Origin of the sequence: Novosphingobium sp. HII-3, assembly GCF_002916655.1 — a bacterium.
Lineage (GTDB): Bacteria > Pseudomonadota > Alphaproteobacteria > Sphingomonadales > Sphingomonadaceae > Novosphingobium > Novosphingobium panipatense.
In genome coordinates, this window is the sequence record NZ_PPSM01000021.1 from 22,086 (window position 1) to 43,707 (window position 21,622).

The window sequence follows — 21,622 nt, forward strand, 5'->3', positions numbered from 1 at the left end:
TTCCCGATGAGGCAGATCGCTCTCCCACTGTCCGCCGCGAGCGACAGCCCGCCGCGCATTGTCGTTGGCGACGCCAATGCGCCTGTCATCGACGCGCTCATGGAAGCGGACAAGTGGCCGTTCCACACAGCGATCCTGTCTGGACCACCCCGATCCGGCAAGTCTCTCCTGGCGCGGTGGTTTGTTGAATCGGGTGCCGGGAATGCCGTGGACGATGCGCAGGACATGCCGCAGGACGAACTCTTCCACCGCTGGAACCGCGCGCAGGAGGACGGGCGGCCGCTGCTGCTCGTCTCGAACAGGCCGTTCGTTCCCGGCGTAGGGGAAAGCGACGCGAAGTGCTGGCGGGTCCAGCTTCCGGATCTGTCCTCGCGCCTCGGTGCCGCCCTTGACCTGACATTGAGCGAACCCGACGACGCGATGCTGATCGCTCTGATGGAGGTTCACGCCGAAATGCGCGGCCTCGTTCTTGATCATTCGGCAACGCAATATCTTGCGGGACGTTGTACCCGTAGCCATGTGGGCGTCGAAGAGCTCGTTGCTGCCATTGACCGGTTGAGTCTCGAGCGCAAATCACCACCCACTCTGGCCATCCTGCGCGAGGCGCTGGATGAAACCAGGGCGGGCAACCCGTTGCAGGGATGACGGCTGTTTTGCGGCCTGAGTCCGAGAAGCGGGAGTTCAACGCGAGCCGTTGCAAAGCGGTTCGATCGATGGGAGTTTCGGGCAATGCTGCGTAAGATTGTCCGCTACCTTGATGCTGTCGTCGCGCGCGATCCGGCGCCGCGTTCGCGCTGGGAAGTCCTGCTTTACCCGGGCGTCTGGGCGCTTTTCTGGCACCGCGTGGCCCACGCCCTCTTCATGGCGGACCTGTTTTTCCTCGCCCGTCTGGTGAATCACCTGTCGCGGTTCCTCACCGCGATTGATATTCACCCCGGCGCGCAGATCGGAAAAAACTTCTTTATCGATCACGGGTTCACCGTCATTGGCGAAACGGCTGTGATCGGGGACAATGTCACGATCTACCAGTGCGTTACGCTTGGTGGCTCAAACCCGACGAACGGTGTCGGCGGCAAGCGTCACCCGACCTTGCTCGACAACGTGATCGTGGGATCGGGGGCGCAGATCATCGGTCCCGTGACCATCGGTCGCCGGGCGCGGATCGGCGCTAGCGCCGTCGTGACTGAAGACGTGCCGGAAGGGGCCACGATGATCGGGCTCAAGGCCCGGTCCACTCTCGTCAAGGCGGAGACCTGGGCGAAGGAGTTCATGCCTTACGGCACGCCATGCAAGGAGCCGTGCGAGCCGACCGGCGGCACCCAGCGGGTAGAGGATCTGGAACGGCAGGTCGCCAGCTTGCGGGCGCAGGTGGAGGAACTTCTGGCCGCCAGGTCGGACGGCTCGCAGACCGCGCGCGAGAACGAGCGTTGGTGATGGCCTGAATGGCGACAGGCGGCATTTCCTCCGGCGGCACTTCCGGCACCGTCGTGGCGTTTCCGGGTAATCAGACGCTGCAGGTGGGTTTCGACCGGCTCGAACTGCAGCGCATTCTCGATCTTTATGGCCGAATGGTCGCGGCGGGTATCTGGCGCGACTACGCCATGGACTTCGCCCGGGAGGCGGCCAGCTTCAGTGCGTTCCGTCGCGCTGCGGAGCGACCGCAGGCCCGCATCGAAAAGCGTCCGTCACTGCGCAGCCGGCAGGGCATGTGGACGCTCTTTGGCGAGATGGGGCAGATCCTCAAGCGCGGTCATGAGCTTTCCAACGTGCTGAGCCCGCTTGAACGCAAGCTCCTCAAGGTTGTCGAGGATTAGCCATCCGTTCGGCGCCGGCCCGTTCGGCTTCCATCACGATTGCTCCCGGGCTTTGGCTAGAACGGAAAGGGCGTTGTGCGCCTGATCCATGCCGGTGTCGAACGGATGGTCCGGCTCTCGCTCGCTGATTTCCTGCCAGGCAGCGGCCACATCTTCTGCCGTCGGCGCATCGCCCGGCAGCAGGAGGCCATCGTTCATCGTGACCCACGCCCGCTGGAAAAGCCCGCCGCCGGCGGCCAGAACCGCGTCCGTCGGAGCTTCTTTCGACACGAGGAAAATAGCGGCGGGGACGACCTTGGCGGGGTTGAACGCGCGGTACGCGTCTTCCGGGAAGATGTCGGCGGTCATCCGGGTTCCAGCGGTAGGCATGAGTGTGTTCACCCGGATGCCGTACTTGGCGCCTTCCAGCCGCAGGGTCCGCGCCAGACCCCAGACACCGGCCTTGGCCGCCCCGTAGTTGGCCTGCCCGAAGTTGCCGCCAAGCCCGGTGGAGGAGGAAGTCATGAGGATGCGCCCGTAATTCTGCTCCCGCATCGTCTCCCAGGCGGCCTTGGTGGCAAAGGCGCTGCCGAGAAGATTCACGCGGACGACGAACTCGAAGTCGGCAGGGTCCATCCTGGCGAAGGCGCGGTCCCGCAGGACGCCGGCGTTGTTCACCAGCACGTGGACACCGCCCCATGCCTCCTTCGCCCGTGCGACCATCGCTTCCATCTGGTCGTATTGCGAGACATCCCCGGCATCGGCCATTCCTTCGCCGCCAGCTTGCCGGATCTCCTCCACCACTGACGCCGCTGCATCGGAGTGGCCGGAACCGTCCCGCGCCGGACCGGGGTCGTTCACCACGACCCGCGCGCCCCGCCGGGCAAGTTCGAGTGCGTAGGCACGGCCGAGGCCCTGGCCGGCGCCAGTGACGATTGCGACCTGATCTTTGAAGGAAATGGACATGGGGGAACTCCAGATTCGAGGGTCGTCGTTGGCAGGTCCCCGCTTCGCGTTCAACCTTGCCCCGGCGGCGCCGAACAGCCATAGGCGCTTCCAACGAATCTGCCTGCCCTCCACCGAAAGGCCCCGAGATGAAAATCCGCGTCCACGTCAGCCTCAAGCCCGGCGTCCTCGATCCGCAGGGCCGCGCGATCCATCACTCGCTGGAGGGCCTGGGCTTCTCGGGCGTGAACGATGTTCGCGCCGGACGGCTGTTCGAACTCGACGTCGAGGACAGCGTTACCGACGAGGCGCTGGACGACATGTGCCGCAAGCTCCTCGCCAACATGGTGATCGAGAACTACCGTATCGAGAAGGTGGCCGCCTGATGCCCTTCAACTCCGCCGTCATCACCTTCCCCGGATCGAACTGCGACCGCGACATGGCGGTGGCGCTGGAGAAGGTTGCGGGCACGGCCCCGCACCGCGTATGGCATGGCGACAGCGAATTGCCGGCCGGGCTGGACTTCATCGCGGTCCCGGGTGGTTTCTCTTACGGCGATTACCTGCGCTGCGGCGCGATCGCCTCGCGTTCGCCGATCATGCAGGCTGTCATCGCCGCTGCCGGAAAAGGCGTTCCTGTCCTTGGCGTCTGCAACGGGTTCCAGGTCCTGACCGAGAGCGGATTGCTGCCCGGCGCCTTGCTCCGCAACGCGGGGCTTAACTTCGTCTGCCGCGAAGTGGGGCTCGAGGTGGTCAACGCCCAGTCGCTGTTCACGTCGGGCTATGAAGCGGGCCAGGTCCTGCGCATTCCCGTTGCCCACCACGACGGCAACTACTTCGCGGACGAGGAAACGCTCAACCGTCTCGAAGGGGAGGGGCGCGTGGCGTTCCGCTATGCCGAGGAGGTCAACGGCTCGGCCCGTGCGATCGCGGGCGTGCTCAATGACACGGGCAATGTGCTCGGCATGATGCCGCACCCGGAGCGTGCGGTCGAGACGACGCATGGCGGTACGGACGGCCGCGGCCTTTTCGAGAGCGCCATTCGCGGGCTCGTCGGCGCCTGAGCTTCGGCTAGGCGACCTCGCGGGTTTCGCCCGACAGCCACTGGCGCACCACGAGGTAGCGCCCGTGCAGCGCACCGCGGTCATGGACGCCGAAGCCGAGAAGGGTACCTTCATGCCCTTCAGCGGCGGGCAACCATTTGACCTGCTCCAGTCCGAGCCTCACGCCCTCCCGCGTGAAGTCGCTGGAGCGGGCGAGCGCTTCGGCTATCAGTCGGCCGATGTCATGCCCTCGGGCCACGGAAAGGGCCTGACGGGGGGACGCGCGGAGCCGTTCCATCACCTCGCGCAGCGTCAGGTTCGCGTCTGAGTGCATGTCGATGTAGAACCAGCCGTCGCATGCTTCCGCAAAGGTGCCGTGGTAGCCGCGCAGGCCGGCCGTGTTCATGATCCTCGGACCATCCCAGCCCGCTTTCCCGAGTGCGCGCGCCACAGCGGGAGCCGAAAGTCCGAGGCCGAGGTAGACCACGGCCCCCGGCCGGGACGGCAGCAGCGTGGAGATGACGGCCTCGGCGTCGTCCGCGAGAGGGGAGATGCCGGCCTCCGCAACGATCTCCATGCCGAGAGCCTTCGCCTCCAGTTCGAGGAACTTGAGGTGGCGTGTACCGATGGGTGAAAGGTCATGGACGACGGCCAGCTGTGTACAGCCCAGCCGGGCAATGTGGCGGGCCATGACGATCGACTCGTCCTCGTGGCTGCCCACCTGGTGGTGGAACATCCAGCGCCCGCGCGCACGCTCAGCGCCAGCCCAGTTGATCGTGGGCACACGCAGTTGCTCCGCAAGGGGCGTGGCGACGAGGGCGTTGTCACCGATGGCCGGTCCCACGATGAGACTGACGCCACTTTCCGCCAACTGTCTGTACGCCTGTTCGACCGCTTCCGCCGTCCCTGTAGGCAGACCGAGCGCGTAAGCGTGAATAAACTCTACTTCCGCGTTCAGACGGCCGGCGGACTGGACGGCAGCGACCTCGCGTTCGATCCAGCCGGTAATGTCGCCCGGCACGGGAACGTCATCGTCCAGCGCTGAAAGATCAGCCATGTCGTTGAGAATGCCGACCTTCAAACGTGCTGGCATCAATGTCCTCCAAGGGGCGGACGCGCCCCTGTCGGGCCTAGCAATGAGTCAGTCGCCAAAAGGCTGCACGAATGGCCGGAAGAAATGTCCTCAGCTGCGGGCGCCGCGGCGGAAGAGGGGCAGAAGGCACTCGGCATAGCTGGGATCGCGCTCGCCCTGTCCCAGATCGCCGCCGCCCGTGAACGGTCGCCTCAGCTTGAGGTCGTATGTCACCACGCGCTTGGAGAACCGCCAGCGACCATCCCCGCACCGTCGGTAGTTGTCGATGTAGCGCACGGCCATGAAATCCTCTTCCCGGCCGCCGTCCCGCGTCGGGATCAGGTGATAGGCGAGGGCGTAGACCTCACCGTTGGCGACATTTCCATCGACCGCGATCAGGTGATTGCACACGTGATGTCCCGAATAGGGCATGTACGGGAACGATCCTTCGATAAAGTGGCAGTAAGCGGGCGCCGGGCCATCAAAGCTGTCACCGTGGGTATCCGTCGCGTCATCGGTGTAGAGATCGCGCAGGAGCGCGATGTCCTGCCGGTCGATCGCGCGCGAGTAGAGAAGCACCAACTCGCGGATGGCGTCCTTGTCCACCAGCGTTTGCAGCGCCGCCTGATCAATCGTCATGTTCATCCCCTTCCGTCGTCGTCTAGAGCAGGGCGCCGCCGTCCACGGAGTAGACCTGCCCGGTTATGAAACTTGCCCGGGAAGAGGCCAGGAACACGGCCATGGCGGCAATCTCCTCCGGTCGGGCAAACGGGCTGCCCGTGAAGGTGCGGCGCTGCCGGAGGGCGCGTTCGTCTTCGGTGAGGTTCCCCATTCCTCTAGAGAACACGCCGGTTTCCGGATGGAAGCGGCTTCCGGTACTCAGGCTGGCCGTATCGGTCGGGATGGTAGCGTAAGGCGCAACGGCGTTCACGCGGATGCCGTGTGCGCCGACTTCCTTGGCCAGTGCGATCGTGAAGCTATGCACGGCGCCCTTCGCTGCCGAATAGACCGGGAGCATGTAGTCCCCGACGAGGGCGGCGGTGGAGCCGATGTTGACGATGGCTCCGTGCCTGCCGGCGATCATCCCCGGCAGCACCGCGTGTGTCATGCGCAGGACGGTGCCGAAATTGAGATCCACGTCGGCCATCCACTTCGACGGATCGGATTCGACGAAAAGACCCTGATCGATGTTGCCGCCGACATTGTTGATCAGAATGGCGACGGGCCCGAACAATTCGGCGGCCCGGAGCACCCGTGCCGGAGAGGCAGGGTCGAGCATGTCGGCGGCGATGAACAGCGTTTCGGGTGCGCCGCGGTCCCTGCAGTCTGCCTCCAGCCTGGCTCCGGCCGCTCCGTCGCGACCGACGAGGATGGGGATCGCGCCTTCGCTTGCCAGGTCCAGCGCGATGGCACGCCCGATGTTGGCCGTCGCGCCGGTGACGATCGCCACTTTTTCCCGCAGCTGAAAGTCCATAGGTCCGCTCCCGAATGGTCTACGGGAGCTACCGGGGCGCGGGCCTCGGGGCAAACCGCGCTGGCGATGAAGACTGGGGGAGGAGTCGCGTCAGTGGTGCGAACTGCGCACGCACCGCATCTCGCCGTCGGTTCCGTCTTCCTCGACCTTGCGCAACACGTTCGAGGAGATCCGGTGCAGGCGGAGCCCCCTGAGATTGCCGCCGGTCATGCTGACATGCTCACCGGTCAGGAGATAGCTTCCGCGGACACCGCCGGCCTTGTACGTCGAGGCGTTGGTGACGCGAAATTCGTATTCGGGAAGAGGCTTGCTCAGGGGGCCGCCGGCATCGCCCGCAAGTTCGCAGGTGTAGGTGCCGAGCGGGAGCGCGGAAATCGGACCGCCGGGGACCATCGGCGGCGGCTCGCTCGCCGCGCAGCCGGAAATGACGGCGCCGGCGAGAAGAGCCAGCAGGACGGCAGGTTTGGCAGCACGCTTCATGGCATTCAGCTAGCATCGCCTTGAAGCAATTGCCATGCCTCGCTGCCTCGTCTAAGGGCGCATCCTTTCGAAGGTTGCGCAACCAGCACCAGGTTCCGCGATTCCGATGAAGCTCTTTCCCATCCTGAGGCCAACACCATGAAGATCAGCGGCGTCGATATCCGTCCAGGTAATATTCTTGAATACGAAAAGGGCATCTGGAAGGTCGCCAAGACGCAGCACACCCAGCCCGGCAAGGGCGGTGCCTTCATGCAGGTCGAGATGAAGAACCTCATCGATGGCCGCAAGACCAACGTGCGTTTCCGCAGCGCCGACACCGTCGAGCGCGTCCGTCTCGATACCAAGGATTTCCAGTTCCTGTACGCCGAAGGCGACGATCTGGTGTTCATGGACATCGAGACCTACGAGCAGATCACGCTTCCTGCTGACCTGCTGGGTGACGCTGCCGCGTTCCTGCAGGATGGCATGCAGGTCCTTCTCGAAATGTGGGAAGAGCGTCCGATCTCGGTCCAGCTTCCCGAGCAGGTCGAAGCCACTATCGTGGAAGCCGATGCGGTCGTGAAGGGTCAGACCGCCTCGTCCAGCTACAAGCCGGCCGTGCTCGACAACGGCGTGCGCGTGATGGTGCCGCCGCACATTGAAAGCGGCACGCGCATCATCGTGGACGTCTACGAGAAGACTTACGTGAAGAAGGCTGACTGATGAGGGCGCTGGCGCTCTCGCTCGCATGCCTCGGCCTTGTGGCCGGTGCGTCCGGCGCGGCGCCGGCCTTGGCTGCGCCCGCCAAAAAGGCCTCTCCCAAGGCGTCTGCGGCCAAACCTTCGGAGCAAACGCAATCGGCGCATGCCGTGTTGTACCTCAAGGTCCTGATCAACGCCTTGCAGTCAGACGAGGTGAAGGAAGAGGCGAAGGCCAGCCTCGTCGCGTGCCTCTACAGCCACACGCTGCAGGAAATCACGACCGCGGCGGATGAAGTTTTCACCAAGGCAGCCGGGAAGGTGAACCGGGATAAGCCGGCCCAGGTGCTCTTCGTGCTCACGAGCGTCTGCGGCTTCGAGGGCGATCCCCGCAACGCGGCAACCAGCAGCGTGCCCAAGGGGCGCTGACACCATCATCGGGCCAGCTCTGTCTGCGGCCCACAGGAGTGAAGTAAAGTCATGGCCGCCATTTCCGGTCTTATCCGCGTCATCGAAAAGGCCGCACGCAAGGCCGGCAACCGGCTGCGTCGCGACTTCGGCGAAATCGAGCACCTGCAGGTCAGCCGCAAGGGCCCGGCGGACTTCGTCTCGAAGGCCGACCAGGCTTCGGAGCGCACCATCTGGGACGAACTGCGGGCTGCGCGGCCGGACTGGGGATTCCTGTTCGAGGAAGCCGGTGAAATCGAAGGCGACCCGACGCTGCCGCGCTTCATCGTCGATCCGCTCGACGGCACGACGAACTTCCTGCACGGCATTCCGCACTTCGCGATCTCGATCGCCGTGCAGGAGCCGCGTCTGGACGGGAAGGGCTGGGGTGAAGTCACTGCCGGCCTCATCTACAACCCGGTCACGGACGAGAGCTACTGGGCTGAAAAGGCACGCGGGGCGTGGCTGCAGGATCGCCGCCTGCGCGTATCCTCGCGCCGCCATCTCGACGAAAGCCTGATCGCTACCGGCATTCCTTTCGCCGGACACGGAGACGCCGGGCAGTGGACCAAGATCTACCATGCGCTGGCACCGCAGGTTGCGGGCATTCGCCGCTTCGGGTCGGCGGCGCTTGATCTCGCCTGGGTCGCTTCGGGCCGCTACGAAGGGTTCTGGGAAGCCGACCTCAAGCCGTGGGACACGGCGGCAGGGTGCCTTCTGGTTCGGGAAGCCGGCGGCTTCGTGTCGGACTGGAAGGGTCGCTCCTCGCCAATTTGCGACACCGAGGTCCTGGCAGGCAACGATGTGCTGCACTCGCGGCTGCACAAGATCGTCGCCGGAGCGCTGAAGGCCTGATCGGCCGTCGCTGCAAATCCGGAACGGTTCAGCAGGAGGGGCGGGGAAACCTGCCCCTTTCGCTTTGGTGGCGAAGAGCGGGGTGAGAGAGCCCTGACCCTCTTTCTTCATGTAAATGTCGTCCTACGCATGAACACACTTGAACGAGAGCGCAGCGCCGTCTAAGCGTCCGCCTCTTCGTGCCCCTGTGGCGGAATGGTAGACGCGAACGACTCAAAATCGTTTGCCGCAAGGCGTGCCCGTTCGAGTCGGGCCAGGGGCACCATCTTTCCGCGTTCTGTTCTAGGCCGTGTCATTGGGGCTCGATCCGCTGTGACATCGGCGGTCCGGGGACCAGAGCGCCGATGTCATCAACGTCAAAGACCGAGGCGGGACCAGAAGTCGTCCGCCGTTTGGATGCGGGCGCCATCCTCGTTGTATTCACGTGTCGCGGCCCGCCATGACGGATGCGGCAGCCGGCCGTCGGAGCGGCGGCTGGCCCGGAGCACCTGTGATCTTATGGGTGGTGTCGAGATTGGCATTCGTATCTCCGAAGGAGGCACGAAGGTGGCGTGGTCGCCTTGCTTCGAGCGCTTTAGCGGTTGGTGACGCGGAGCAAGCTGACAAGCATCAAATGCCGCGGAAGACCGAGCGAGCCTCAGCCTTCGACGATGACTGTACTTCCATGGCAGGCGTTGTCCATTTGCCGTTTCTATGGGTCTTATCAGAAAAACTTCACCGGATCGGACCCATACCTTCAAAGCCGATTGCGCGGTGGCGGCGCCTCGCTTAGCCTTGATGGATGCGCGCCATTCTCCTTGCTTCCGCCTTCGTCCTGACGAGCCTTCCGCTGACCGCTCACGCCGAAACCGTTGCCGATACCGTCTCCCGGGATATGCCGGGACTGCTGGAGATCTACCGCGATCTTCACAGCAATCCGGAATTGAGTTTTCAGGAAGTCCGCAGTGCCAGGATCATGGCGGACGCTGCCCGGAAGGTCGGCTTCACCGTCACGGAAAAGGTCGGGAAGACGGGCGTAGTGGCCGTGCTGAAGAACGGCGCGGGGCCGACCGTGCTGATCCGGGCGGACATGGACGGCCTTCCCGTGGTCGAGCAGACGGGCCTGCCCTTCGCTTCGACCAGGCGTGGCACGTCCACCGCAGGCGTGGAAAGCGGTATCATGCACGCCTGCGGTCACGACACGCACATGACCGCGTGGATCGAAACCGCGCGGCTCATGGCGGCCCGCAAGGACGAGTGGTCCGGTACGCTGGTGATGATCGGCCAGCCGGCAGAGGAGATCGGCCTCGGTGCATTGGAGATGCTCAAGGACGGGCTCTACACGCGCTTCCCCAAGCCTGATTACACTCTGGCGTTCCATGATACGCCCGAACTGCCCGCCGGGACGGTGGGGGCAGCGAAGGGTTGGGCGCTCGCCAACGTCGACAGCGTGGATGTCCTGGTACGGGGGGTGGGCGGCCACGGGGCCTATCCGCAGACCACCCGCGATCCCATCGTGCTGGCAGCGTCCATCGTTACCAAACTGCAGACGCTGGTCAGCCGGGAGAACAACCCGCTGGACCCGGTGGTCGTGACCGTCGGATCGTTCCACGCGGGAACCAAGCACAACATCATCTCCGACGAGGCGAAGCTGGAACTGACTGTGCGCAGCTACTCGGACGAGACGCGGAAGCGGCTTCTCGACGGCATTGCGCGCGTGGCAAAGGGGGAGGCGATTGCCTCGGGCATGCCGGACGACCGGATGCCGCAAGTCACGGTGAAGGAACCCCATACCCGGGCCACATGGAATTCGCCTGAGTTCGCCGAAGAAGCCGTGGCCGACCTCAAGTCGAAGATGGGAGCCGACAAGGTGGTCATCACGCCCTCGGTGATGGGCGGCGAGGACTTCGGGGAATTCCGCCGTGCCGACGAAGGCAGGATCAAGTCGGTCATTTTCTGGGTGGGGGGAACGGATCCGCAGAAGCTGGCAGCGGCCAAGGCAAACGGTACGGCCATGCCTTCGCTACACAGCCCCTTCTGGGCTCCACAGGCAGACAAGGTGATCGCGTCCGGCGCCCAAGCCCTGACTCTCACCGCGTTGCGCCTGATGCCGCGGTAGGCCTGCTCTTCGCCCGCTGCGGATGGACGCTTTCCCGTGGGGCAGCCTCTCGTCCCGTCTGTTACCGATCCGCCATGCTGCGCGCTCCTCGGGCCGCAGCGCTTCGAAGACGTGCTCTGGTGGATCATGGTAACCGACATTTTACGCCTTTAACCTAATGGCTTCGGCAGAGCCGCCCTTTGGGGCGCGAAGGATGCACAAGCGACGATGATTCGGCTGTTCAAACACTACATACCCCATGCTGTGGTGTTGCTCTGGCTGGTCGATATCCTGCTGCTCGTGGCTGCCAACGAAACGTCCTGGCGGCTGCGCGCGGGCCAGATCGGGATGGAGCTTGCTCCGGCTGCAGACCGGCTGCTTCCTCATTTCGCCTTCGCTGCCGTCATTTCCATGTCGATGGTCGCAGTCGGCGTCTATGGCGCCGAAGCGCTGCGTTCCATGCGGTTTGCGGCAGCGCGTCTTCTGGTCGCCATCTCGCTGGGCGTCATCGCCCTTTCCTTCGCGGACTTCCTCCTCAGCGGCCATACCTTCTGGCGCTCGACGCTGGCCTATTCGATGGCGCTGGCTGTCGTCCTGATGATCGGGAACCGCCTGATCCTGGGCATGTTCCTGGGAACAAGCGCCTTTCGCCGGCGCGTGCTGGTGCTCGGCGCAGGGGAGCGCGCAGCGCGCCTGCGGCTGCTGGGTGAACGGCCTGAAAGCGGCTTCGCGATCGTCGGTTACATCGCGATGAGCGACGGCGTGCCGGTGATCGAGGAAGCGATCCCGCGCGGCGCCATCAGCAATCTCACACGCTACGTGGAGAATCTGGGCGTAAGCGAGGTGGTCCTCGCGCTGGAGGAGCGGCGCAATGCCCTGCCGCTGAAGGACCTGCTGAGGGTGAAGACCACCGGCGTTCACGTCAATGAATTCTCCAGCTTCCTGGAACGCGAGACCGGCCGCGTGGACCTGGATACGGTCAATCCGAGCTGGCTGATCTTTTCGGACGGCTTCTCGTCAGGCCGGGCCATCTCCGGGGCGGCCAAGCGGCTGTTCGACATCACCGTCAGCCTCATCCTGTTGGTCGTCAGCGCACCCGTGATCCTGCTGTTCGCGCTGCTGGTGAAGATCGACAGCCGGGGGCCGGCCTTCTACCGCCAGCCGCGCGTCGGGCGGTTCGGTGAACCGTTCGACGTTATCAAGCTGCGGTCCATGCGAGTCGATGCCGAGGCTGCGGGGGCGCAGTGGGCGTCCAAGGACGATCCGCGCGTCACTCGCATGGGCCGCTTCATTCGCAAGGTGCGGATAGACGAGCTGCCTCAGGCCTGGACTGTCCTCAAGGGCGAGATGAGCTTCGTAGGCCCTCGGCCCGAGCGTCCGGAGTTCGTGGCCGACCTGGAGCAGCAGCTCCGCTATTACGCCGAAAGGCACATGGTGAAGCCCGGCATCACCGGCTGGGCGCAGATCAACTATCCCTACGGCGCGTCCATAGAAGATTCGCGGCACAAGCTCGAATACGACCTCTATTATGCCAAGAACTATACGCTTTTCCTGGATTTTCTCATCATTCTTCAGACGCTGCGCGTAATCCTCTGGAGCGAGGGCGCGCGGTGACGAGTGGCTCGTCCCCCTTCACCACCCTTGGCGTGGGGCTGGACCTCACCGGCGCGATAGCGCTGGTGAGTGCGGCCTTCTGGTTGCTGCCGCGCCGGAACCGGTATGGGGCTGCCGGTCTGTCGATCATCTTCGCTCTTCTCATGACGGGCCTGTGCCGGCTGACCGAGGCGGCTTCATCAGCGTCGGCATCGCCGGTGGCAGACCTGCTGCCGTCGCTGGCGGAAAGTGGCCGCAACCTGGCGTGGCTTCTGGTCGTCTATCGTTTCTTCGCCACCGACGGGCGCCACGCCAGCCTTTCGCCGATACGCTCCGTCATCTTTTCCCTTGCCTTCGTCGAGATGCTGCACCTCGTCGTCGACTATGGCTTCTCGCGGCTGGTACTCGCGGGAGAGGTGGTCGCCACCGGGTTCGAAGTGGGCGTGATGTTGCGCCTGCTGATCACCGTAGGAGGCTTGGTTCTCGCTCATAACCTCTACGCGGGAGCACCCCGCGAATCCCGCTCCTCGCTACGCTGGCCGGCGGTAGGTCTGGCCGTCCTCTGGGCGTTCGACCTCAATCTGTACACCATCGCTTATCTTGCCGGGACCTGGCCTGGCGAACTGGCGGCGCTGCGGGGCCTGACCACGACGGCGCTGGCCGCGTGCATCGTCCTTGGCGCGGTCGGAGATCGGGTGGACTTCAGGCTGCGGCCATCAAGGGCGGTCACCTTCCAGACATTTTCGCTTCTGGTGATCGGCGTCTACCTCATCGCCATGGTCGCAGTGGCCCAGTGGCTCTCCTATGCAGGCGGTGACTTCGCGCGGCTTGTCGAACTGGTGTTCCTCACCATGGGGAGTGCCGGCGCACTTGTCATCCTGCCGTCGCGCCGCGTCCGTGGCTGGCTGAAGGTGATGCTGGCGAAGCACTTCTTCCAGCACCGGTACGACTATCGGGAAGAGTGGCTGCGCTTCACCCGCACGATCGGATCGGACCAGTCCATTCCCCTGGGGGAGCGGGCGGTGCGTTCTATGGCTGATATTTTTGATTGCTCCTCCGGCCTGCTGCTGGCGCCGGGAGACGGGGGCGAGATGACTCTCGCGGGGCGGTGGAACTGGCCGCAAATCGACGTACCGGGCGTTGCGATGCCTCTTTCCGCCGTTTCCTATTTCGAACGGACTGGGTACATCGCAGACCTTGACGATATCCGGGCCGGTCGCGTGACCGGGTGCGAGGTTCCGTCGTGGCTCCTGGAGGATGTCCAAGCCTGGGCCCTGATCCCGCTCGTGCATTTCGACCGGCTCGTGGGCATGGTGGTGCTCACCCGCCCACAGGTGGCGCGGGGGTTTGACTGGGAAGACCTGGACCTTTTGCGGGTGATTGGCCAGCAGGTGGCCAGCTATCTGTCCGAGAATGCCAGCCAGCTTGCGCTCGCCGAGTCTGCACGCTTCGAGGACTTCCACCGGCGCATCGCCTTTGTCATGCATGACATCAAGAACCTCGCCAGTCAGTTCAGTCTTCTTGCCCGAAACGCAGAGCTTCACGCTGAAAAGCCGGCATTTCGTGCCGACATGCTGATCACTCTGCGCAACGCGTCGGATAAGCTGACCGCTTTGCTGGCGCGGCTTTCGCGGTACGGGTCGGGTGCCATCGACAGGATCGAGCCGGTGAATGCGGCCGAGGTCCTGGCGCACGCCATGGAGCGGTTCGCGGGCAACCCGCAAGTGGTCGCGGGCACGTCCAGCCAGGTGTCGATCCTGGCGAGCCGTCACCCGCTGGAGCAAGTGCTGGTGCACCTGATCCAGAACGCCGTCGAGGCCAGCGAGGCGGGAATGCCGGTGATCGTTTCACTCACCGCCGATGGAGCGGAGGCGTACTTCGAGGTGCTCGACAGCGGCAGAGGGATGAGCGCCGACTTCGTTCGCAACCGCCTGTTCAAGCCTTTCGTCTCGACCAAGTCCGGCGGGTTCGGCATCGGTGCCTTCGAGGCGCGCGAACTGGTCAAGGCCATGCGGGGGCGGCTTGAGGTTGAATCGCGCGAAGGTCTGGGTTCCCGCTTCACCGTGCGCCTGCCGCTTGACACGCCATCCCGAGATTACCTGTACAACGCCGAAAAGGTGGCCTGATGACTGATCCTCTGCCCAAATTGCTCGTCGTCGAGGACGACGCCGGGCTCCAGGCGCAGCTCAAATGGGCATATGAAGACTTCGAGGTATTCGTTGCCGGCGACCGACCCGGCGCCATTGCGCTGCTGCGGTCGGAAATGCCGGATGTCGTCACTCTCGATCTTGGCCTGCCCCCCGATCCCGATGGGACGACCGAAGGCTTTGCAATTCTCGATGAGATCATGGCGCTGAAGCCCGATACCAAAGTCATTGTCGCCTCTGGCCATGGAGCGCGGGAAAGCGCGCTGCAGGCAATCGCCCGCGGTGCCTACGATTTCTACCAGAAGCCGATCGAGATCGAGACGCTTGGCCACATCGTCCGGCGCGCGCTTCAGCTGCACCGGCTGGAAGAGGAAAACCGGCGGCTCGCCAGCAGGGTGGTGAAGGACGAGCGTGTTCTGGGCGGCATCATAACGGCCGCGCCGGAAATGGTGAAGGTGGCCCGCACGATCGAGCGGGTTGCCAATACCAATGTTTCCGTCATGCTGCTCGGCGCGAGCGGCACCGGAAAGGAGCTTCTGGCGCGCGGACTTCATGAGGCAAGTGCACGCTCGAAGCGCGGGTTCGTGGCGATCAATTGCGCCGCGATCCCGGAGAACCTGCTGGAAAGCGAGCTGTTCGGACATGAGAAGGGCGCCTTTACCGGGGCGGTGAAGACGACGCCGGGGAAGATAGAACAGGCGGCTGGGGGAACGCTCTTCCTGGACGAAGTAGGCGACATCCCGCTGCATCTGCAGGTCAAGCTTTTGCGCTTCCTTCAGGAGCGGGTCATCGAACGTGTCGGCAGTCGGGAATCCATCCCTGTAGACACCCGCGTCGTCTGCGCGACGCACCAGAACCTGGACGCCATGATTGCCGAGGGTCGTTTCCGGGAAGACCTGTATTATCGTCTGGCCGAGATCGTCGTGCGCATACCCAGCCTTGCCGAACGTCCCGGTGATGCCATCCTCCTCGCCAAGGCTTTCCTGACGCGGTACGCCAAGGAGATGAACACGCGCGTGCGGGGCCTTTCGGCTGATGCGCTTGCCGCGATCGACGCCTGGCACTGGCCGGGCAACGTGCGCGAGTTGGAAAACCGCGTGAAGCGGGCTGTCATCATGGCCGATGAAAAACTCGTTTCCACTGCGGATCTGGATCTGAACCATCCCGGAGAAGAGGCCGCGACGGCGCTTAACCTCAAGACCGCGCGCGAACAGGCTGACCGCCGCGTCATTCGCCATGCCCTGGCGCGCAGCGAGGGCAACATCTCCAACACGGCCAAGCTGCTCGGCATCAGCCGGCCGACGCTGTACGACCTGCTCAAGCAGTACGATCTGCAGCCGGCCTGAAGGTCATCGGGGGGGTGGCAAAACGGAAGTGGCGCTGGGCGGCGCTGATTGTGCCGCCTCTGCTGATGCTTGTCATGGGCAGCGCCCTTGCGCTTCGCCTTACGCGCGGAGAGGCGCATCCCGAGGCCTCACTGATCGAGCAGGCGCGCCGGTCTCTGCTGAGGGGCGACGGGATCGACGCGGAAGTCAAGCTGCGCGCCGCTCTTCTGCAAGGCGCTGCACGGGCGGAAATCGCTCCGTTCATGGGCCAGGCCTATCTTGCGCAGGGGGATCGCAGCCGCGCGCGCCAGTGGCTTCAGACAGGTGCCTTCGCACCATCGACCGCGGGAGAGGGGTGGCGCGCACTGGGCTTTCTCGAGAGAATTGACGGGAACCTTGAGGCCTCCGCCCGGGCCTACGACAAGGCGCTGACCATCCGCCCGGACGACGCGAGTCTGTGGGTTGAACTCGGCCGTCTGCGCTATGTCGCGGGGGATCACGGCAGGGCGATCGCCGCTGCGGAACGGGCTATAACGCTGCAACCGGACGATGTTCGCGGGCTGGAGTTCCAGGGGCAACTGGTGCGCGACCGCTCCGGTCTGACGGCAGCGCTTCCGTGGTTTGAACGCGCCATCGCGGCTGCGCCGTCCGATGTATCCACGCTCCTCGAATACGCGGCGACGCTGGGCGAGTTGGGGCGGGCGACCGAATGCCTTCAACTCACGCGCCGCGCGCTGGAAGTCGGTCCGGGCAACCCGCGCGCCTACTATCTGCAGGCGCTGATCGCCGCGCGGGCAGGGCGCTATCCGCTCGCCCGGGCGTTGCTGATCCGCACCGGCGGCAGGTTGGACGACCGGCCCGGCGTGCAACTCCTGAAAGGTAGCCTTGAACTCGCGTCCGGAAATCCGGGTGCCGCCGAGGAGGCTCTAGAAGCCGTTTTGCGGGCGAGACCGGATCATCGGGCGGCCAAGGAGATGCTCCTGCGTGCCATCGCCATGAGCGGGCGTCATCGCTACGCCACGATGCGCTTTGCCGACGAGATCGCCGGCGGCGGCGCTTCTCCTTACATGATGACAGCCGTTGCCCGCGCCTTCGAGGCTCTCGGTGATCGGAAAGCGGCGGGGGAGTTGCTGGACCGTGCGGCGCGGCCGCCGGCCTTCAGCCTGCGCGTCCAGGCCTCGGCCGGACGACTGGGCGGGATGCTGCGCGCGGGGCGGGGGCAGGCGGCACTCGCTCTGGCCGAGGCGGCGCTTCGTCGGGCTCCGGGTTCCTACGATGCCCGGTCCGTGGCGGGCGACGTTCAGCTTGCGCTCGGTCATGGGAAGGAGGCTCAGGCCCGGTATGCGCTGGCCTCGGAAATCCGGATGCCCGACAGCCTTCTGGAACGGCGTCTGGTCGCTTACGCCATGGCCGGCGATCGCAGCGGGGCGGAGGCTTTGCTGCAGGCGTACCTCAGGCAGAATCCCACCAGCCGCGCCGCCATGCGCCTTGCGGCGGAACTGGCCTCCCGGTCGGGAGATCCTGACAGCGCGCGGGCAGCTCTTCTGCGACTGCGTGCCGACGGGCGCGAGCAGGACGTGACTCTCCTGTCAAACCTGGCAGCGGCGGAAACCGCAATGGAGAACCCCAGCGCCGCACGGGAAGCCGCGTGGCAGGCTTATCGGTTGCAACGGTCCAGCCTGGTGGCAGCCGAAGCGCTGGCGATGGCCTATACCGCTTCGTCCCGCCATGCCGCCATGGTCCGCGCCCTGCGCGCCAAGGCCGGTCTGGTCGGAAACAAGCCAGCGGCGGCCTCACCGCCCGGAGCGCTTCCGCCCTGAACGGAGCTCACGGTTATCTGGGCTGGTAGGTCTGTTCTAGGCCCGGGAAGGTGCGATCCCGGACTTCGGCTGCGTAATGTGCCGCCGCCTCCGAGATAAGCGTCGCCATATCGGCATAGCGCTTCACGAAGCGTGGAACGCGCTCGAACATGCCCAGCATGTCTTCCGCGACGAGCACCTGCCCATCGCACTGGGCCGAACCGCCGATGCCGATGCTCGGGCAGGCGATCGCGCGGGTTGCTTCTATTGCGATTGGTTCCACCACACCTTCGATCACGATGGAGAAGGCGCCCGCCTCGTCGAGGGCCACGGCATCGGCTACGATCTTTGCGGCTTCCGCTTCGCTGCGGCCGCGTGCGTTGTAGCCGCCCAGCACGTTCACCGCCTGCGGTGTGAGGCCGATGTGACCCATAACGGGAATGCCCCGTTCGTTGAGGAAGCGGACGGTTTCCGCCATGGTGGCCCCGCCTTCAAGCTTGACGCCGGCACACCCGGTTTCCTTCAATATCCGCGCGGCGCTCTCGAACGCCTGTTGCGGAGACTGCTCGTAGGATCCGAAGGGCATGTCGACGATGACGGCAGCGTGATAGCTGCCACGCACGACGGCGGCGCCGTGAGCGATCATCATATCGAGAGTGACAGGAACACTAGAAGGAAGGCCATAGATGACCTGACCGAGGCTGTCCCCGACCAGAAGCATGTCGCAATGGGCGTCGAGGAGTTGTGCCTGGCGCGCCGTGTAGGCCGTCAGCATGACGATGGGCTCCTGTGTGACCCCGTCCTTCTTGCGGCGGCGGATCGCCGGGACGGTAAGGCGCTTCATCGGAGCCGGCGTGGGAGTGGCGCGACTGGTGGCGGTGTCGATCTGAAAGGTCGTGGACATGCGCGGCCTTTTAGCGAGAGCAAAGGCCCTCGGCAAACATGCAGCCATGCACCGGTGGAGAATCGGTGGCGGCATCTATCACAATGCTGCAATATCGTTACAAGTCTGGGGAATTTCCGTCCCAGGCCTCTTGCCAAGTGGTACGTTCTCGTTAGCGTCCTGCCATTCGCAATTCGGGGGTCCACATGTTCGGACGCGTAAAGCCGCTCGACGCTATTCTGGCGACAGCGGAAAAGAAATCTCTTCACCGATCACTGGGTCCTGTTCAGCTTACGCTTCTCGGCGTCGGGGCGATCATTGGCACGGGCATTTTCGTGCTCACGGCTGCAGCGGCGCAGAAGGCCGGGCCGGGCATGATGTGGAGCTTCGTCATCGCCGGCTGCGTCTGTGCCGTCGCTGCGCTGTGCTACTCGGAACTGGCCTCGATGGTGCCTGTGTCCGGTTCGGCATACACCTATTCCTACGCTGTCGTCGGCGAATTGCTCGCTTGGATGGTGGGCTGGGCCTTGATCCTGGAATATGCCGTCGCAGCCTCCGCCGTTTCAGTGGGCTGGTCGGGCTATTTCATGGGACTGCTGAAAAGCCTCACGGGTTTTGAATTGCCTCCAGCGCTGGCGGCCGGACCGACCTGGTCCCTTGGCGGCGTCGATTTCTCCAGCGGCATCATCAATGTGCCTGCCGTCGTGGTCGCCCTTGCAGTGACCTTGCTGCTGATGCGCGGCACGAAGGAGAGCGCCACGTTCAACGCCGTGCTGGTGGCCATCAAGGTCGCGGCGCTTGCCATGTTCGTCATCCTCGCGCTCCCGGTCATGGAGGGCGAGCACTTCGCGCCGTTCGCTCCGAATGGCTGGTTCGGCCCCGAGGGTTCGAGCGGTCTCGGCATCGTCGGTGCGGCATCGTCGATCTTCTTCGCCTATGTGGGCTTCGACGCCGTCTCAACGGCAGCGGAAGAAACCAAGAACCCGCAGCGCAACGTCCCGATCGGACTGCTGGGAAGCCTGGCGCTTTGCACCGTGTTCTATCTGCTCGTCGCCGCCGGCGCTATCGGTGCCATCGGTGCGCAGCCCACGGCACTGGGCGTTCAGCCCGGCTCGGCGGAATTCGCGGCGCAGTGTTCCGCGCTCGCCCGCCAGGGGCAGGAGCCGCTGGTCTGCTCGCAGGAAGCGCTGGCGCACGTTCTGCGCGCGATCAACTATACCCGGGCCGGCGATCTCATCGGTCTTGCCGCGAACCTGGCGCTGCCCTCGGTCATCCTGATGATGCTCTACGGCCAGACCCGCATCTTCTTCGTGATGGCTCGCGATGGCCTGCTGCCGGAGAAGCTGGCGTCGATCCACCCCAAGTGGAAGACGCCGCACGTCGTCACGCTGATCACCGGCCTCTTCGTTGCGGTCGCAGCGGCCCTTTTGCCGGTCGGCCAACTCGCCGATATCTCGAACTCGGGCACGCTGTTCGCCTTTCTGATGGTCTCCGTGGCCGTCCTGATCCTGCGCGTGCGCGATCCGCACCGCCACCGCCCGTTCCGCACGCCGCTGGTCTGGGTTGTCGCACCCATCGCCATCATCGGCTGCGTCATGCTGTTCTTCAACCTTCCGATCGAAGCCATGCTGGTGCTGCCGGTATGGGGCGCGATCGGGCTCGCGTTCTACTTCGCGTACGGCTTCCGCAAGAGCCATGTTGCACACGGCGTGGTCGAAGTGCACGAGGACGACAGCGACGCTCCGCCGCAGCCGGTGCCGCCGATCTCCTGAAGCGAGCAGGTATCGTCGCACGAGAAAGGGGAGCCTTGGCTCCCCTTTTTTATGCCGCGTTGTCCCGCGCTTATCCACAGGGTTGGGCACAGGCATGCACGCCGGATGGCGCCTGTCCGAAGCCACGGCGAGAGAGCCCCGCCGACACATACAGACTCGTGCGAGGTGCTCGCAACACCGCAGCGAAGGCGTTGGGCCTACACGGGTTTTTCTAGAAAGGAGGTGAGGATGAACCCTGCGGCTCGGCCGGACGATCCCGGCGACCGAAGCTTGGTGGTGACCCCTACGGGACTCGAACCGGGCCTTCGGGGTAATACAGGGTAACACAGGGGAAGCAAGCCCTTGATTTGCGGTGCGCTAATTGCCCCTGATTGCCCCCTGTTACCCTAAATGTGCCACGAAATGTGCCACGGAAATGCTGCTGGATCGTTACCTCACGTCACATCTGGAGACGTGACGAAGCGGCCGTCGCGGAGTAAGGTGGATGCGCCGAGAATAGAGTAGCAGGGTGGTGTCTCCTGCGCCCGTAAGGGTTCTTCCCAGCCACGGCGTCAACCCCCGGATGGGCTGACGGCGCGTGACCTGTCGCTGCGCTCCGTCATGGCCAGGAGCGATTATGAATTATCTTTACTTGACTGGTGCGATTGTGGCCGAAGTCATTGGCACCAGCTTCATGAAGCAGTCGGAAGGGTTTACGAAGCCCGTCCCAAGCGTGATTACGGCGATTGCTTACGTGATTGCATTCTATTTTTTATCGCAAACCCTTAAGACGATCCCGACGGGTATAGCCTATGCCATCTGGTCCGGTTCAGGCATTGTGCTCATTGCTGCGATTGCCTGGATCTTTCAGGGGCAAAAATTGGACGCGCCCGCGCTCCTTGGGATTGGCTTGATAGTGGCCGGCGTTGTCGTGATGAACGTGTTTTCCAAGGCGGCAACTCACTAAGGCCGCTCGTTTGTGGGTTCACAACCTAGTTTGTCGACTTTGGCTTCGCGTTGGCGCGATTCAGTTCGATGAGAAGCCAATCCCGAAACTTGCCCATATAGCTGCCCGTATCGGCGGCGATCTGCGCCAGCAGTTCTTCGCTTAGGTCATCTTGTTTGAGATCGAGATTGTCAACCGGCGCGCAAAACTGACCCCCTATCGGCGCCCAATATTGACCCCACCTTTCGGCAGCGCGGCGGTTATCCCGGTAGTCGATAGGAGGGGCCCACGGACGACGACGCGCACCGTCAGGTTT

The 21,622-nt window shown here is 64.3% G+C and carries 22 protein-coding genes and 1 tRNA gene; 16 read left to right on the forward strand and 7 right to left on the reverse strand.

The window, feature by feature from the left end; translation table 11 throughout:
• Positions 1 to 6 precede the first annotated feature (6 nt).
• The 3 genes from C2R25_RS09030 to C2R25_RS09040 all read left to right on the forward strand — a co-directional run bounded on the left by C2R25_RS09030 (position 7) and on the right by C2R25_RS09040 (position 1,814).
• A complete protein-coding gene (locus tag C2R25_RS09030; RefSeq protein ID WP_103728877.1) occupies positions 7 to 645 on the forward strand; it encodes an ATPase in 639 nt (212 codons plus the stop codon).
• Between the two features lie 84 nt (positions 646 to 729).
• Entirely contained in the window at positions 730 to 1,434 is a 705-nt protein-coding gene (gene epsC / locus C2R25_RS09035; RefSeq protein ID WP_103728878.1) for a serine O-acetyltransferase EpsC, read from the forward strand.
• An 8-nt stretch (positions 1,435 to 1,442) separates the two neighbouring features.
• Positions 1,443 to 1,814 (forward strand): DUF2794 domain-containing protein, encoded by a 372-nt coding sequence (locus C2R25_RS09040; protein WP_103728879.1) that lies wholly within the window; start codon positions 1,443 to 1,445, stop codon positions 1,812 to 1,814.
• A 33-nt stretch (positions 1,815 to 1,847) separates the two neighbouring features.
• On the opposite strand, the gene C2R25_RS09045 is transcribed toward C2R25_RS09040, so the two are convergent.
• Positions 1,848 to 2,759, reverse strand: a complete 912-nt coding sequence (locus C2R25_RS09045; protein WP_103728880.1) for an SDR family NAD(P)-dependent oxidoreductase — start codon at positions 2,757 to 2,759, stop codon at positions 1,848 to 1,850.
• 128 nt (positions 2,760 to 2,887) lie between these two features.
• On the opposite strand from C2R25_RS09045, the gene purS reads away from it, so the two are divergent.
• Positions 2,888 to 3,124 carry a phosphoribosylformylglycinamidine synthase subunit PurS gene (gene purS / locus C2R25_RS09050; protein WP_103728881.1) on the forward strand — a complete coding sequence of 79 codons (237 nt, stop codon included), beginning with the start codon at positions 2,888 to 2,890 and terminating at the stop codon, positions 3,122 to 3,124.
• A complete protein-coding gene (purQ, locus tag C2R25_RS09055; protein WP_103728882.1) occupies positions 3,124 to 3,801 on the forward strand; it encodes a phosphoribosylformylglycinamidine synthase subunit PurQ in 678 nt (225 codons plus the stop codon). The genes purS and purQ overlap by 1 nt, the downstream gene beginning before the upstream one ends.
• Positions 3,802 to 3,808: 7 nt before the next feature.
• On the opposite strand, the gene C2R25_RS09060 is transcribed toward purQ, so the two are convergent.
• The 4 genes from C2R25_RS09060 to C2R25_RS09075 all read right to left on the reverse strand — a co-directional run bounded on the left by C2R25_RS09060 (position 3,809) and on the right by C2R25_RS09075 (position 6,806).
• The gene (locus tag C2R25_RS09060) at positions 3,809 to 4,873 is read right to left on the reverse strand and encodes an ABC transporter substrate-binding protein (RefSeq protein ID WP_103728883.1); all 1,065 of its coding nucleotides are present in this window, start codon (positions 4,871 to 4,873) and stop codon (positions 3,809 to 3,811) included.
• A 90-nt stretch (positions 4,874 to 4,963) separates the two neighbouring features.
• On the reverse strand, positions 4,964 to 5,491 hold the full coding sequence (locus tag C2R25_RS09065; RefSeq protein WP_103728897.1) for a nuclear transport factor 2 family protein: 528 nt from the start codon (positions 5,489 to 5,491) through the stop codon (positions 4,964 to 4,966).
• Positions 5,492 to 5,513: 22 nt separating this feature from the next.
• Positions 5,514 to 6,326, reverse strand: a complete 813-nt coding sequence (locus C2R25_RS09070) for an SDR family NAD(P)-dependent oxidoreductase (protein WP_103728884.1) — start codon at positions 6,324 to 6,326, stop codon at positions 5,514 to 5,516.
• A 90-nt stretch (positions 6,327 to 6,416) separates the two neighbouring features.
• Positions 6,417 to 6,806 carry a hypothetical protein gene (locus tag C2R25_RS09075; protein WP_103728885.1) on the reverse strand — a complete coding sequence of 130 codons (390 nt, stop codon included), beginning with the start codon at positions 6,804 to 6,806 and terminating at the stop codon, positions 6,417 to 6,419.
• 138 nt (positions 6,807 to 6,944) lie between these two features.
• Between C2R25_RS09075 and efp the strand changes: the two genes are divergently transcribed.
• The 9 genes from efp (at position 6,945) to C2R25_RS09120 (ending at position 17,747) form a co-directional block, all read left to right on the forward strand.
• The gene (gene efp, locus C2R25_RS09080) at positions 6,945 to 7,508 is read left to right on the forward strand and encodes an elongation factor P (protein WP_103095827.1); all 564 of its coding nucleotides are present in this window, start codon (positions 6,945 to 6,947) and stop codon (positions 7,506 to 7,508) included.
• Positions 7,508 to 7,912, forward strand: coding sequence for a hypothetical protein (locus C2R25_RS09085; protein WP_103728886.1), 405 nt, complete (start codon positions 7,508 to 7,510; stop codon positions 7,910 to 7,912). The genes efp and C2R25_RS09085 overlap by 1 nt, the downstream gene beginning before the upstream one ends.
• A gap of 51 nt (positions 7,913 to 7,963) precedes the next feature.
• The gene (locus C2R25_RS09090) at positions 7,964 to 8,785 is read left to right on the forward strand and encodes an inositol monophosphatase family protein (RefSeq protein ID WP_103728887.1); all 822 of its coding nucleotides are present in this window, start codon (positions 7,964 to 7,966) and stop codon (positions 8,783 to 8,785) included.
• A gap of 181 nt (positions 8,786 to 8,966) precedes the next feature.
• Positions 8,967 to 9,050: transfer RNA gene (locus tag C2R25_RS09095), tRNA-Leu, on the forward strand.
• A gap of 516 nt (positions 9,051 to 9,566) precedes the next feature.
• Positions 9,567 to 10,883: an amidohydrolase gene (locus tag C2R25_RS09100; protein ID WP_103728888.1), complete on the forward strand. Its 1,317-nt coding sequence runs from the start codon at positions 9,567 to 9,569 to the stop codon at positions 10,881 to 10,883.
• A gap of 207 nt (positions 10,884 to 11,090) precedes the next feature.
• Entirely contained in the window at positions 11,091 to 12,476 is a 1,386-nt protein-coding gene (locus C2R25_RS09105) for a TIGR03013 family XrtA/PEP-CTERM system glycosyltransferase (protein WP_103728889.1), read from the forward strand.
• Complete coding sequence (gene prsK, locus C2R25_RS09110) at positions 12,473 to 14,581, forward strand: XrtA/PEP-CTERM system histidine kinase PrsK (RefSeq protein ID WP_103728890.1); 2,109 nt, start codon at positions 12,473 to 12,475, stop codon at positions 14,579 to 14,581. The genes C2R25_RS09105 and prsK overlap by 4 nt, the downstream gene beginning before the upstream one ends.
• Positions 14,581 to 15,948 (forward strand): PEP-CTERM-box response regulator transcription factor, encoded by a 1,368-nt coding sequence (gene prsR, locus C2R25_RS09115; protein ID WP_103728891.1) that lies wholly within the window; start codon positions 14,581 to 14,583, stop codon positions 15,946 to 15,948. Before prsK ends, prsR begins: the two co-directional genes overlap by 1 nt.
• A 14-nt stretch (positions 15,949 to 15,962) precedes the next feature.
• The gene (locus tag C2R25_RS09120; protein WP_233203867.1) at positions 15,963 to 17,747 is read left to right on the forward strand and encodes a tetratricopeptide repeat protein; all 1,785 of its coding nucleotides are present in this window, start codon (positions 15,963 to 15,965) and stop codon (positions 17,745 to 17,747) included.
• Between the two features lie 13 nt (positions 17,748 to 17,760).
• Here the strand turns inward: C2R25_RS09120 and panB are convergent, their stop codons facing one another.
• The gene (gene panB / locus C2R25_RS09125; RefSeq protein ID WP_103728892.1) at positions 17,761 to 18,630 is read right to left on the reverse strand and encodes a 3-methyl-2-oxobutanoate hydroxymethyltransferase; all 870 of its coding nucleotides are present in this window, start codon (positions 18,628 to 18,630) and stop codon (positions 17,761 to 17,763) included.
• A 185-nt stretch (positions 18,631 to 18,815) separates the two neighbouring features.
• On the opposite strand from panB, the gene C2R25_RS09130 reads away from it, so the two are divergent.
• On the forward strand, positions 18,816 to 20,381 hold the full coding sequence (locus tag C2R25_RS09130) for an amino acid permease (RefSeq protein WP_103728893.1): 1,566 nt from the start codon (positions 18,816 to 18,818) through the stop codon (positions 20,379 to 20,381).
• Between the two features lie 613 nt (positions 20,382 to 20,994).
• On the forward strand, positions 20,995 to 21,327 hold the full coding sequence (locus tag C2R25_RS09135) for an SMR family transporter (RefSeq protein ID WP_199183799.1): 333 nt from the start codon (positions 20,995 to 20,997) through the stop codon (positions 21,325 to 21,327).
• Between the two features lie 25 nt (positions 21,328 to 21,352).
• On the opposite strand, the gene C2R25_RS20930 is transcribed toward C2R25_RS09135, so the two are convergent.
• A partial coding sequence (locus C2R25_RS20930) for a hypothetical protein (RefSeq protein ID WP_233203869.1) occupies positions 21,353 to 21,622 on the reverse strand: 270 nt, incomplete at its 5' end.

Excerpts from the sequence above, each read along its gene's own strand:
- prsR (WP_103728891.1), top strand. The coding sequence starts at position 14,581 with ATGACTGATCCTCTGCCCAAATTGCTCGTCGTCGAGGACGACGCCGGG.
- C2R25_RS09090 (WP_103728887.1), top strand. The coding sequence starts at position 7,964 with ATGGCCGCCATTTCCGGTCTTATCCGCGTCATCGAAAAGGCCGCACGC.
- C2R25_RS09065 (WP_103728897.1), bottom strand. The coding sequence starts at position 5,491 with ATGACGATTGATCAGGCGGCGCTGCAAACGCTGGTGGACAAGGACGCC.
- panB (WP_103728892.1), bottom strand. The coding sequence starts at position 18,630 with ATGTCCACGACCTTTCAGATCGACACCGCCACCAGTCGCGCCACTCCC.
- epsC (WP_103728878.1), top strand. The coding sequence starts at position 730 with ATGCTGCGTAAGATTGTCCGCTACCTTGATGCTGTCGTCGCGCGCGAT.
- purQ (WP_103728882.1), top strand. The coding sequence starts at position 3,124 with ATGCCCTTCAACTCCGCCGTCATCACCTTCCCCGGATCGAACTGCGAC.
- C2R25_RS09130 (WP_103728893.1), top strand. The coding sequence starts at position 18,816 with ATGTTCGGACGCGTAAAGCCGCTCGACGCTATTCTGGCGACAGCGGAA.
- C2R25_RS09105 (WP_103728889.1), top strand. The coding sequence starts at position 11,091 with ATGATTCGGCTGTTCAAACACTACATACCCCATGCTGTGGTGTTGCTC.
- C2R25_RS09100 (WP_103728888.1), top strand. The coding sequence starts at position 9,567 with ATGCGCGCCATTCTCCTTGCTTCCGCCTTCGTCCTGACGAGCCTTCCG.
- C2R25_RS09070 (WP_103728884.1), bottom strand. The coding sequence starts at position 6,326 with ATGGACTTTCAGCTGCGGGAAAAAGTGGCGATCGTCACCGGCGCGACG.
- C2R25_RS09075 (WP_103728885.1), bottom strand. The coding sequence starts at position 6,806 with ATGAAGCGTGCTGCCAAACCTGCCGTCCTGCTGGCTCTTCTCGCCGGC.
- purS (WP_103728881.1), top strand. The coding sequence starts at position 2,888 with ATGAAAATCCGCGTCCACGTCAGCCTCAAGCCCGGCGTCCTCGATCCG.
- C2R25_RS09060 (WP_103728883.1), bottom strand. The coding sequence starts at position 4,873 with ATGCCAGCACGTTTGAAGGTCGGCATTCTCAACGACATGGCTGATCTT.
- C2R25_RS09045 (WP_103728880.1), bottom strand. The coding sequence starts at position 2,759 with ATGTCCATTTCCTTCAAAGATCAGGTCGCAATCGTCACTGGCGCCGGC.
- C2R25_RS09085 (WP_103728886.1), top strand. The coding sequence starts at position 7,508 with ATGAGGGCGCTGGCGCTCTCGCTCGCATGCCTCGGCCTTGTGGCCGGT.
- C2R25_RS09040 (WP_103728879.1), top strand. The coding sequence starts at position 1,443 with ATGGCGACAGGCGGCATTTCCTCCGGCGGCACTTCCGGCACCGTCGTG.
- efp (WP_103095827.1), top strand. The coding sequence starts at position 6,945 with ATGAAGATCAGCGGCGTCGATATCCGTCCAGGTAATATTCTTGAATAC.
- C2R25_RS09030 (WP_103728877.1), top strand. The coding sequence starts at position 7 with ATGAGGCAGATCGCTCTCCCACTGTCCGCCGCGAGCGACAGCCCGCCG.